The following is a 12658-nucleotide window of genomic DNA, read 5'->3' on the forward strand; positions in this document are numbered from 1 at the left end:
ATCGTATCATATCTGACCGTATTAGAGCACATAATCTTGACAACCACGATTCAGCCATGGAAGCATGTGCTGGATTATGGAATTTTTACTTATCTACTTGAAAATCAGCATTGCATCAAGTCTATTCAATTTCTTTTATTGAGTAAATCCCAATTTTGCTTCCCTTTGCTTCGTAAATCATATTTTCCCAATTCTATACTTTACATGAAAAACCGTTTCGTTTTTTTTCTCTTTTTTATCCTCTTCTCCGGCAGCTTGTTGGCTGCTCAGGCGCCCAAACGTGAGTTTTACGAACTTCGTATTTACCACGCTACGTCTACCCAAATGACCCGCCTGCATGCCTACCTGAAAGATGCCTACCTGCCCGCCCTGCATCGGGCCGGAGTCAAAGATGTAGGGGTTTTTAAAGCCCTCGACAACGATTCTCTGCTCTATGTGCTGACACCCCTGAAATCGCTCGATCAGCTGACCAAAATTCCGGCTCAACTCCAAAAAGACGCGTCGTATCAGTCCGCCGGGAAAGACTACATCGAGTCGGCCTTCAAGGATCCGGCCTATCAGCGGATTGAAACCGTGGTGATGCAGGCTTTTGACGGGATGCCGATGCACAGCAAATCGGGCGTGACGGCCCCACCCGAGCAGCGGGTATATGAGCTGCGCAGCTACGAAAGCCCCTCCGAAAAGCGGTATTTGAACAAGGTAAAAATGTTTGAGTCCGGCGAAATTGACATCTTCAAGAAACTGGGATTTAACCCCGTGTTTTTCGCGAAGGTTATTGCCGGCAGCAAAATGCCAAACCTGATGTATATGACCACCTTTGCGGACCGCCCCACGCGCGATGCAAGCTGGAAAGCCTTTGGCAGCGACCCCGATTGGGGAAAACTAAAAGTGATGCCCGAATTTCAGGATAATATGAACAAAAACACGATCGTTTTCCTGCGCCCCACCGACTATTCCGACTTGTAAAAAACGATTCGTACGCATACCTATTTTTTCAAAATACCATCGGCCCGTACTGCAAAGTGCGGGCCGTTTTTAGTTGCTGAAATACCTGAATACTTAGAGAATTTATCCCTTAGCTTTTCTCTACACACACGCAGTTTTCCAAAATGTGGCCTGTCGACGTATAACGGTAGGACTAAGTTAGTACTGCGGGAAAGTGCAACACATGATGCGTCTGAGTCTAATTCATGAGGCCTTTGCTGGCTTTTTTACTATTTCTGGCCCGCAAACGTATAATAATAAACTGCCGAAAAAACAGGCGCAGGAATAATTTAGAACCTGATATTTTTTGGAGAAAAATTTGGAGGTTGTAGGTTTGATGCAACCAATGAGCCTGCGGCGGCCGAGTGTAACTTACATAGATATAGATGAGCAAAAATGTTAACAATCAATATTTTTCGGTAAAATGTTGATTGTTAATAAGTTGATCATATGGGGCCTTAATAGTACATTATTGATACGTGAGTAGATTTGTAAAGAAAGTATAAAGTTTAGGAAATTTGTCAGGCTGAGCGAAGTCGAAGCCAGTCTGCCGGCGGGCTTCGACTTCGCTCAGCCTGACATTCAAAATTATTTACATTTCAATTCACTCATCAATAATCAATAGACTCATCCGATTTAAAAAAGAAAATTCAAGATTACTGACTTTACTGAATTAATAATAACAATGGATCAAAGTGATACACTAGATATTTCAAAGTTTCATACACTTATTCCTTGTGAATGGCGAGTTCTTCTATGTCTATCCGAAGATCGAAGTAATTCTGAAATAGCGAATCGGCTTTGTCTCTCAAAAAAAAGTGTTGAGACCTATCAAACACGTATTGGCATTAAGCTTGAAATAACTGGTCGTAGTAAAGTAGCATTTTTTGCTAGGAGAAATAGAATAATGATTTTAAAAGTCTATGATCAAATTTGCCTTTCCAAAAAAAATAAGAAATTGTAGAGTTTTCTCTATATTAAGTTAGAAATTAACCAAATAAGTTTGTAGCAATCATTACCATAAAACTAATAAAATTATGAAGACTACAAATTGGTTAACTAGGTTAGTTGTATTATGTTTATTCTTTTTTCAAAGCTGTAATAATAGCGATTACATGGTCGAAAAAGAAGTAGAAGAAACCATTTTAGTGAAAGATGGAATTTTGTGTTTCGAAAGCGATCAACACTTCAAAAAAGTTTTCAATAGTCTAATGAAAGATCCAAGTTATGAAAAATTAAATAAGTGGGAAGGTTTATTTGAAGGTTTTGTTTCCATGAAAACAGCTTATAGTAATTTAACAGAAACTGATTACTTAAAGATTGCGGAAAAAGAGTCTATATCAGGATATGAAGATTTATTATATATTCGCACAGAAAATGGAGAAAAAGAAGTAACGATGGTGACGGAGCACCCTATATTTTCTCGTATGTTTAATAAAAATGGAATCTTAGTAATTGCAGAAAATGCTTTTAAGCTTAAAAATGATATGCTTATTAAGATTCCACATAATAATGATATTAAAATAAAAAAAATATTAGATAACCAAAATGTTGAAAATTTAGAAGTATTGGGAATTAGTAATCAAATTATTGATAATTCATTTACTAATCAAAGGATTGATCAAAGCTTAGACCTAGAACGTTCATGTCACAGCTTGTATAACGGAGGTAAAAATGCCTTTAAAGCAATTTTTGTTTTAATTGGAACTTTTTCTTTAAGCGCTAATGAAGACTGGACAAGTACATTCAGTGGACTTTATAATGGGGTTATTGCTATTTCTCAGCACCGGAAAAAGACTTTGGGCTTATGGTTTGCAAAAGATACAAATACATTGACTTTAAGTGGACAGGTTACTCGTTTGAATGGTAATGGTAGTTTTTTTAATTATTATATTGGGCCATTTACTCAAAATAATACTGATGAAGTAGCGATAGTTTATGGTTGGGGTGAAAATAATAGAGCAACAGGGTTCGTAACTTCAAATGGTAAAGGTGTTGATGGGAATGATTATAATGGATGTACAGCTTCTCGATATTAATTTAAAAGGATTATGGTCGTTTATTCTTGTAAACGACCATAATCCATTCAAATCAAGAAACATTAACCTTCTGATCGCTTTGCTACTCGTATCATTACCTGTGGCGGCTCAAAGGCTTACTGTGAATGGCTATATTTCGGATTCCATAACGGGCGAGGCGCTCATTGGTGCAACTATTGGCCGCCCGGATGGAAAAATAACTACCTCATCCAATACCTTTGGATACTACACCCTGTCTCTGCCTTCGGAGAAAACCTCCGTTAGGGTTTCCTGTGTTGGTTATAAATCATGCGATTTCTCTCTAACGCTGTCGGGTGATACAACGATTAACATTGCCTTAAAACCTGAGTCAATTGAGTTAGCTGAGGTAGTTATTAAGGAAAAAAATACATTAGGTAACTCCTCAGCCGGATTTGTTTCTATTCCCATAAGTCGCCTTAAAGCTGTTCCTATCTTATTCGGAGAAGCTGATATTATTAAGTCTTTGGCGCTAACGCCGGGCATTACCACGGGAAACGAAGGCACCACGGGGCTGTTGGTACGTGGTGGCACTCCTGACCAAAATCTAATTTTACTCGACGATGCCACCGTATACAATACAGCGCATTTATTCGGCCTTGTGTCGGTATTTAATAGTGACGCTATCAAAAATGTAGATCTGTATAAGGCGGGTTTTCCGGCACGTTATGGCGGCAGGTTGTCTTCTGTTTTTGATATAGCAATGAAAGAAGGAAACCGGAAAACTCAGAATAAAGAACTGACGGTTGGACTTGTCAGTTCCCGGCTGTTGTGGGAAGGCCCCCTGTCAAATCAAGCAAAATATGCAGGGAAAACTAGCTTTTTGGTAGCTGCACGGAGTTCGTACCTTACTGCATTTTTACTACCCAAATATCTACTTTTTAAAGCAGGAAAGGCAAAGAACTACTTCAACTATTGGCTGTATGATGTCAATGCCAAGATCAATTTTCAGGTTAGTCCAAGGAGTCAGTTTTTTGCCAGCATATACCATGGCAATGATTTCTATTCGGCTCAGGAAGGGATTGTAATAGATCGAAATAAAGTTGGACTGAGTTGGGGAAATACAACGGTTACAGTTCGGTATAATCATATTCTTCGCCCCAGGTTATTTCTAAAAAGTATTGGATCGTTCTCCCGGTATCGCTACGGGATATCCGCAGCCAACTTTAAAAAGCAGGGTAAGAAATGGGAGGAATCCAATTCCCTGGAATCGCTCTCTTCGGTCAATGACTGGACCCACAAAACAGCCTTTGAATGGTTTTTGGGATCGGCACAAACGCTGCGGTTTGGTGTACAAACGTCACTTTATACCTACCGGCCCGTTGTATTTAAGACAACCTTTGATCTACCCGACGATTCCTTATCATCTCTCAATACATCGATTTATACACAGGAATTTTCTGCCTTTGCCGAATATGAGTTTACATTGGGTAGCTGGTTTAAGGCCAATGCAGGAGGGCGGCTTATCGGAATGAACGTTCAGGGTAGAACCTATAAAAACATAGAACCCCGAATAAGCGCAAATATCTTATTGCCAGGCAACCTGAGCCTAAAAGGAGCCTATACCCAAATGAATCAATATACTCATTTGCTTACAAACAACAGCGTTGGATTGCCCAATGATGTATGGGTGCCAGTGACTAAAACTATATTGCCTGCATCTTCGGAACAATACACGTTGGGGATATCAAAGACGTTTGGCGCTGACATAGAACTAAGCGTAGATGTCTACTGCAAAACTTTACTGAATTTAATTGATTATGCTTCCGGGGCAAGTTTCTTTGGCAGTTTCGACAAGTCGTGGCAAAGCCTGATTGAACAGAATGGGGAAGGAAGAATTAGGGGATTAGAACTATTTGTAAACAAAACCAAAGGTGCCTTTACTGGTTGGGTTGGATATACCCTTTCAAAAAACGAGCGGAGGTTTGACCGTATAGACAATGGAGATTGGTATGCGTCAAATTTTGATCGAAGGCACATCCTTTCGTTGGTTGGAAACTATACTCATCCAATTTTCAATTACTCTTTTTCTGCTTCCTGGGTTTATCAGTCGGGTGCTCCGGTGTCTATGCCAATTGCTATTTATAAGAAGTTTGACGAAGGTCAAATAAGTCCCGATGATAGCCCATCAGTACTTTATGGAAAAAGAAATAATGTCAGATTACCGGCTTATCATAAACTCGATGTAAGTTATAGTTTTGATGTACATACTTCCAAACATAAAACAGCGAGAATGACTTTCGGGGTTTATAACGTCTATAATCGGGTCAACCCCTACTATTTAACTCTTCAAATAAAGAGTTTTCCGGTTTTGGATCCTTTTACTCCTCTTGTTGGTCCGTATAAAGGTTTTACCAGTTCTGTCAATAAAGTAGGGGTTTTACCTTTGCTTCCATACATTAGCTACTCTATAAAGTTATGAGTATTTACTTTCAAAAAACGGAGTTTCAAAAACTAGTAAGAAGCGCCCTTTTGGTTTTTATAGTAATCTCTATTTCAGGGTCTTGTAAAGAAAGGCCGCTGGATTTTGAGTTGCCTTATGCGGGAGACAGGCTGGTTATTTTTAGCCAAACCAAAGCAGGGGATACACTTAAAGTAGAGGTTCAAAAAACATATCCTCCGACAGGACAGTCGACATATAGTAAAGGTATAACTACTGCTACCGTTAAGGTTTTCGATAAAAAAGGCTATGTCGAAACGTTGCGGCATGTAGAGAATGGCACCTATATTTCATCAAATGGCCTTATTTGGAAAGAAAATGAAACCTATAAAATTGAAGCCGAAGCACCTGATTATCCAAAAATAACGACTGATCTTGAAACAATGCCTTCTGCTCCGACTATTCTATCCTATGAGTTTAGTAAAGATATTGATTCACGGTATAATCCAGGAACTCCTTCACGTGAGCTTATCATAAAAATACAGGATACAAACCCTAATGATTCTGACTACTATATGGTCATTATAAAGCGTGAAGTGGGTAAAGAAATTATTGGTGTAAATGAATTTGATTTGGATAAATCCAGTGAATTTGAAGACCCTTGTGAATTCAGGTATGTTGGTACATTTGTTTTTCCTGATTTATGTAAAAATAATGCTATATTAACATTCCGAAAAGGATTAGAACTCACGTATACGTATAGTAAGAATATTGATCCAAAAGCCAGGGATAAAATTATTATATATACTCGGAAAATAAGTAAAAATTACTATGAGTTTTGCAAGACATATTATGAAGAAGATGATTTGATAGTAGCGTTTAAAACTCCTTATCCAAGATACAGCAATATCAACGAGGGATTCGGAATTTTTGCCACTTACACTGAAACTCAAAAAGAATTTATTTTGAAAGAGTAATTAAAACTTACACCCAATTTTAACCCCCAAATAGACATAAAACTTAATGAAATGTAAAAAAATAGTAGCGGGCATTATCCTGATTGGATTTCTTACACTGCTAATGTTTCTTGAATATCGTACTTTTTCCTCCAACCGAGTATCAGAAGGCGTAGAGGTAGAAACATTGAATCTTCCGCCACCAGCATACCAGGATAGTACGAGAAAGTAGGAGCGTTTACTTTCTATTTTTACCAACAATTTATCTGTTTCTACAAAAACACAATCGGCCCGTACTTTGGAGTGCGAGCCAATTGTGTTTTAAGGGAAAAATTAATTGTTTTGCAGATTTTGTTAAGGAGCAGCGGTTAGTCATTTCGCAAATTTTAGCGGTTCAGCCCCCCCCCGTTACTCAATAGGAAAAGGATTATTACTTGTAGTTGCTTAATTATAAGCTCATAATGCCTTCGTTCATCTTCGGTGAGCACGGCTTCTTTTTTCGTCAAATTCTCAGCTTGGGGCAAGAGCTTTTGAACATCAAAATTTAGGAGTTGAGGAACTTCAACTTCCAGAATTTCGGCAATCCGTTTCAGGCGTTTCGGGGGAATTTTGTCAGTGCCTCGTTCGATTTTTGAGTAGGCGGATTGAGTCATACCTAACTGCATACTCATGTAGTTTTGTTTGTAGCCACGCAGCTCGCGCAGCTTTTGGATTTTTTGACCAATCGTCAACATAGTAGGGAGGTTTGGCTTTCATTGTAGGGTGAATTTTAGTTGTGTGTTTTGTATGAACGGAAATATAAATAATTCTTTTGATTTTCTCCAAATTTTTTAATGTAGACATCTCACACAAAAGCCAATTTATCTGCGTAGCGGAAGAATTTTATACCTCTATAAAAAGAGTGCAATGTACACCTCTTCTGATTTCTTTTGTAAGAATTTAAAATAAGAAATTATCAATTTTTGGAAAAATCACAAACATTTATAATGTTTGGTGAAATCAATCGAATCGTACATTTACACCCTAATTAAATTACCAATAGTTACTAATTATCATTACAAAACCTCCTTACTTTATGAAGTCATATTTAATACATTTCTCTGAATTCATTAAAAACCCTCTTTATAAACCCTTGAATCGTCCACTAGTAATTGTGCTGTTTTATTCAATATTTTTTTCAATTGTTTCATTACATATATACTTGTTTTTTATTGTAATTTTTCAATTTGTAATTGACAATTACACTACAATTACTTCATGGAATTTTGTAGAAAATAATAGAGCTTCATTGAATGATTTTAGTAATAATAATTTTATTGTGGCTATTATATTGGCTCCAATAATAGAAGAATTAGTTTTTAGAGGATTTTTAAATTTTAAAAAAATTAATTTTTATATATCTATATTTTTACTAATTGGAATGGTGCCTATGTTTATGAATTTCAAAGTAAATATTTATATAACATCAATTATTTATATAACTTGTATTTTTTGTGGAATCTTAATTTCAAAAATAGAGAACAAAAACATAGAATCATCTATTCTAAAAATGAAAACTAATTATAGAGCCACTGTGTATGTATCGGTAATGATTTTTGGTTTTACACACATAACAAACTATGAGAATATTACTTTAAATCAAATATTATTTTCACCAATTACTTTATTTCCTCAATTACTTGCTGGGTTTTTGTATAGTTATTTGAGAGTTAATTATGGCTTAATTTTTTCAATTACTCTGCACTCCTTAGATAATTTTTTTGTTGTTCTAGTTACTTATTTAAACTCTAAATAGTTATTAAAGTGTGAAGTATAATTATTGATAAATATAAATTAGCGTGATTTTATAGTTATTTAACTAATTTATAGTCGAACTTATATATTCAAAAATAAAATGCTTCGGAGAAGCAGAATGTTTGTAGTAGATGATAATCAGTGGGTTGACAAGCTTCGGAGAAGCGCAATGTTTGGTAGTAATTAGGTTTCCATTGCATAAGCGTAAAATTATAATATTACGCTTCTTCGAAGCTTTTTTATGAATACGAACATTTTTTCTACAAACATTGGGCCCAGCATGGAATGCCTCCGCACTGGCGGCCCAGTCCGAGGCCATTAACCTGACCGCTATGGTGTCTCGCAGCCTTAAAAGTTAATGAATCAAATAATAATTATAAAATATAGAATACAAATATAACAACTGAATGAATAGTACATTTTACAAATACTTCGTAAATCTATGTACGACCTTCGGCTATGGTGAGACATAGCCCATGGATAAGAAAAGTTTTTTAAAAAAGTAATTAAAATATTCTCCCAATTTTCAACCCTCAATTAAACATAAAACTCTATGAAACGAAACAAAATAGTAGCGGGCATTATCGTGATTCTGATTGGATTTCTTACACTGCTAATGTTTCTTGAATATCGTACTTTTTCCTCTAAACGAGTATCGGAAGGTGGTGAGGTAGAAACACTAAATCTTCCGCCACCGGTATATCCGGATAGTACGAGAAAGTAGGGGGTCATTTGAAGACGAATGGAAACGAAAATCTGCCAGTAAGGAAAAGTTTTTCACATCCAATAGTGAACGTACGGTATACTTTGTCTACTATTTTCCGTCGTATTCCAACCAACGAAAAGGGGTTTGTACCTTTACATACAAACCCCTTTTCAGTTATCAGCGTCACGAGTGTTACACTTTATCGGGCAATGAGTAGGGAGCGCGGTACTTGCGGCTAAGCATGGCGTTCGCCTCTTTATCGTTTACAAACTTCTCGGCTTTGGGGTCAAAGGTAAGCGCGCGCCCCGTGCGGTAGGCAATGTTGCCCAAATGCGCCAATCCTGACGACAAGTGAAGCGTTTCGGGCGGCCCATTGAGTGTGGAAGCATCGCGGGATACAACGGCATCAATAAAGTTTTTGAAGTGGTCGCCTCCGGCTTTGCGCGTTGGGCCGGGTTTGCGGTCGCGGCCCAGGAAGGTTTCGTAGTGGTCGTAGCCTTTTACGACCATGTAGCCTTCGCTGCCATAAAAGATATTACCGATTCCGGCGCCGTCTTCCAGGTTGGTCATCCAGGGCCGTACTTCAAACTCAATGATTTTCTTTTCTTTGGGATAAATGTACGTGGAGGATAAAATCTCGGGTGTTTCCTGACAGTCGTCCCACAAAAACTTGCCACCTGCCGAGGTGATTTTCTCGGGAAATGTATCCACTCCCAATCCCCACATGCAAAGGTCCGTTTCGTGAATTCCCTGATTTCCAATGTCTCCATTTCCGTAGTTCCAATGCCAGTGCCAGTTGTAATGCACGTAATTTTTTGAAAACGGTTTCAACTCAGCCGGGCCTGTCCACAGATCATAGTTTAGTCCTTCGGGTACAGGTTCGGTGCCTTTATTTCCCAGATCGGGCCGCCATTTAAACACCAGGCCACGAGCCATATACACATTTCCTATGAGTCCATCGCGCAAATGCTTAACGGCTTCCTTCATGGCTTCGGAGCTTCGGAGCTGCACGCCGTGCTGCACAATGCGGTTGTACTTGGTGGCAGCCTCGATGATTTTGCGTCCTTCTGCAAAATTATGAGAGCCCGGTTTCTCTACGTACACATCTTTACCAGCCTGACAGGCCCAAATGGTAGCAAGCGCGTGCCAATGATTGGGCGTGGCAATACTGACGGCGTCAATGGACTTATCTTCGTACACTTTTCGCAGATCTACCTCTGTACCAATTTTCTTTCCGTATTTGGCTTCGTATTCCTTCGCACGGGTTTGGAGCACCGCATTGTCGGGATCGCAGAGGCAGGCTAACTCAACGTTTTTGAGGCTGGAAAAACCGCTGATGTGATTTTTCCCCCGGCCATTTACTCCCAAAACGGCCACGCGCACGCGGTCGTTGGCGCCGAAGGCTGTGGCCGGGATAATGGTAGGTAAGGATAGGGCAACGGCCACTCCTGTGGTGTTTTTGATGAAGTTGCGCCGTGAAAACTGATTTGAATTTTCCATTCGGATTTTAGGATTTAGGATAGTAGAAAAGAAAGAAAAACGGAGGACTGAAAAAGAAGTGAACGTTTTTTATAGTACTTACTTCTTTAACCAATAGTACTCCATAAGACGAGAAATGGTTGATCCTTACCCTATTTTTCCTGAAAAAAGACAAATAGCCTGGCAGCATTGATTGTTTTGCTTCTTCGGTACAGAAGTGTCTTAAAAGCAAAAGAGAAACGGGCGCTGAGCTCGTTTCTCTTTTATATGTATACTACTAAATTAGAGGAAAAATCAATCGAGAATGATTTTTACATCCACAGCCATTAGCTCGTGCACTGCCCGAATGATGCCTTCGGTATCAAAGCCGCATTCATGATGCAGCTCGTGCGGTTCGCCGTGCTCCACCACCTGATCCGGAATACCGAGTCGCTTAATGCGGGCTGCGTAGCCGTGATCGGCCATAAATTCAAGAATAGCGCTTCCAAAGCCTCCCTGTACACATCCATCTTCAATGGTGACGATACGGTCGTAAGCTTGAAAAATTTCGTGCAAAAGACGCTCGTCCAGTGGTTTGGCAAAGCGCATGTCAACATGAGCTGCCTGTATATCGTGTGTTGCCAGGGTATCACAGGCTTCGGAGGCGAAGTTGCCCACATGACCCAAACTTAGCAGCGCCACGTCTTTTCCAGTCCGCAAAGTCCGTCCGGTACCGATGACGATTTCTTCCATAGTCGTGCGCCATTCGGGCATAACGCCCTGCCCGCGCGGGTAGCGAATGGTAAAGGCCCGCTGCCCCTGCTGAATCGAATCAAGCTGCGCAGTATACATCATATTGCGTAATTCCTGCTCGTTCATGGGCGCCGCCACAATCATATTCGGAATGCAGCGCATGTAGGCAATGTCATATGCGCCATGATGCGTTGGCCCATCTGCGCCGGCAAATCCGGCCCGGTCGAGGCAAAACACTACGGGTAATCCCTGAATACATACATCATGCACGACCTGATCGTACGCACGCTGCATGAAAGTAGAGTAAATGTTGCAGTAAACCACGCTGCCGCGCGTAGCCATTCCGGCCGAAAACGTAACGGCGTGCTGCTCGGCTATACCCACATCAAATGCACGCTCCGGCATGGCTTTCATCATGATATTGAGCGATGAACCGGAAGGCATTGCGGGAGTGACGCCCACAATTTTTGGATTTTTTTCGGCAAGCTCTACAATGGTATGTCCAAAAACATCCTGATACTTAGGAGCTTGTGGGGTATCGTATATTTTCTTTTGGATTTCTCCGGTCACTTTATCAAAAAGTCCCGGTGCATGCCACTTGGTCTGATCTTTTTCCGCCGGGCCATATCCTTTGCCTTTCACTGTGAGGCAATGCAGGAGTTTGGGACCCGGAATATCCTTTAAATCGTTCAGTACGTCGGTGAGGTGGTCAATGTCGTGACCGTCGATTGGGCCAAAATAGCGCAGCCCCAGCGATTCAAACAAATTACTTTGTTTCAAAAGTGAAACTTTGAGGGCATTTTCTACTTTTGAGACAATTTCCTGGGCACTTTTCCCAAAATTGCTCATTTTGCCGAGCAAATTCCAAACCTCATCGCGCACCTTGTTGTAGGTATGCGAAGTAGTAATATCGGTAAGATATTCTTTCAGTGCCCCTACGTTAGGATCAATCGCCATGCAATTGTCGTTGAGGACAATAAGCAGGTTGGTATCGGCAGTTCCGGCATGATTCATTCCTTCAAAAGCCATTCCGGCGGTCATGGAGCCATCGCCAATGACGGCGATATGCTGCCGTTCGCGATTGTTTTCCAGCACAGAAGCAATGGACATCCCCAACGCTGCCGAAATCGAGGTGGACGAATGTCCAACACCGAAAGCGTCAAATTCACTTTCTTTTCTTTTTGGAAAACCGGACAACCCACCGTACAGGCGATTGGACGAAAACGTATCCCGACGACCCGTCAGGATTTTGTGGCCATAGGCCTGATGTCCCACGTCCCATACGAGCTGATCGTCGGGTGTATTGAAGATATAATGCAGCGCAACGGTAAGTTCTACGACACCCAAACTTGCACCAAAATGCCCGCCATATACCGATACATTGTCGATGATAAACTGGCGTAACTCATTACAAACCTGGGGCAATTGCTCACGGGAGAGTTTACGCAAATCGTGTGGTGAATTTATTTCAGCCAGCAATTTTCCGGGGGTAATTAGCATGCCTTCCTTAGGTTGATTCAAATGTGATGATTTAACTAATGTAAATCAAAAAGTGTTCAAAGTTAAAAAA

The 12658-nt window shown here is 40.1% G+C and carries 10 protein-coding genes; 7 read left to right on the plus strand and 3 right to left on the minus strand.

Translation table 11 applies throughout. The features are described 5' to 3' along the window. Positions 1-204: 204 nt before the first annotated feature. The 5 genes from EZE20_RS23240 to EZE20_RS23260 all read left to right on the plus strand — a co-directional run bounded on the left by EZE20_RS23240 (position 205) and on the right by EZE20_RS23260 (position 6398). Entirely contained in the window at positions 205-966 is a 762-nt protein-coding gene (locus EZE20_RS23240) for an NIPSNAP family protein (protein ID WP_132122302.1), read from the plus strand. Positions 967-1669: 703 nt separating this feature from the next. After that, positions 1670-1948 (plus strand): response regulator transcription factor, encoded by a 279-nt coding sequence (locus tag EZE20_RS24705; protein WP_132122304.1) that lies wholly within the window; start codon positions 1670-1672, stop codon positions 1946-1948. A gap of 73 nt (positions 1949-2021) precedes the next feature. Then, the gene (locus tag EZE20_RS23250) at positions 2022-3023 is read left to right on the plus strand and encodes a hypothetical protein (RefSeq protein ID WP_132122306.1); all 1002 of its coding nucleotides are present in this window, start codon (positions 2022-2024) and stop codon (positions 3021-3023) included. Between the two features lie 79 nt (positions 3024-3102). Further along, on the plus strand, positions 3103-5463 hold the full coding sequence (locus EZE20_RS23255) for a TonB-dependent receptor (RefSeq protein ID WP_165933561.1): 2361 nt from the start codon (positions 3103-3105) through the stop codon (positions 5461-5463). After that, entirely contained in the window at positions 5460-6398 is a 939-nt protein-coding gene (locus EZE20_RS23260) for a DUF4249 domain-containing protein (protein WP_132122310.1), read from the plus strand. Before EZE20_RS23255 ends, EZE20_RS23260 begins: the two co-directional genes overlap by 4 nt. Before the next feature lie 365 nt (positions 6399-6763). Here EZE20_RS23260 and EZE20_RS23265 read toward each other — a convergent pair whose 3' ends face one another. Next, positions 6764-7111: a helix-turn-helix domain-containing protein gene (locus EZE20_RS23265; protein ID WP_132122312.1), complete on the minus strand. Its 348-nt coding sequence runs from the start codon at positions 7109-7111 to the stop codon at positions 6764-6766. A 341-nt stretch (positions 7112-7452) separates the two neighbouring features. On the opposite strand from EZE20_RS23265, the gene EZE20_RS23270 reads away from it, so the two are divergent. Together EZE20_RS23270 and EZE20_RS24195 are read left to right on the plus strand one after the other, a co-directional pair. Further along, positions 7453-8172: a CPBP family glutamic-type intramembrane protease gene (locus EZE20_RS23270; RefSeq protein ID WP_132122314.1), complete on the plus strand. Its 720-nt coding sequence runs from the start codon at positions 7453-7455 to the stop codon at positions 8170-8172. Between the two features lie 552 nt (positions 8173-8724). Further along, complete coding sequence (locus tag EZE20_RS24195; protein WP_165933562.1) at positions 8725-8895, plus strand: hypothetical protein; 171 nt, start codon at positions 8725-8727, stop codon at positions 8893-8895. Positions 8896-9069: 174 nt separating this feature from the next. On the opposite strand, the gene EZE20_RS23275 is transcribed toward EZE20_RS24195, so the two are convergent. Both EZE20_RS23275 and dxs read right to left on the minus strand, forming a co-directional pair. Then, a complete protein-coding gene (locus EZE20_RS23275; protein ID WP_132122316.1) occupies positions 9070-10377 on the minus strand; it encodes a Gfo/Idh/MocA family protein in 1308 nt (435 codons plus the stop codon). Between the two features lie 273 nt (positions 10378-10650). After that, positions 10651-12588 (minus strand): 1-deoxy-D-xylulose-5-phosphate synthase, encoded by a 1938-nt coding sequence (dxs, locus tag EZE20_RS23280; protein WP_132122318.1) that lies wholly within the window; start codon positions 12586-12588, stop codon positions 10651-10653. Positions 12589-12658 lie beyond the last annotated feature (70 nt).

The organism is Arundinibacter roseus, from assembly GCF_004348825.1.
Classification (GTDB): Bacteria; Bacteroidota; Bacteroidia; order Cytophagales; family Spirosomataceae; genus Arundinibacter; species Arundinibacter roseus.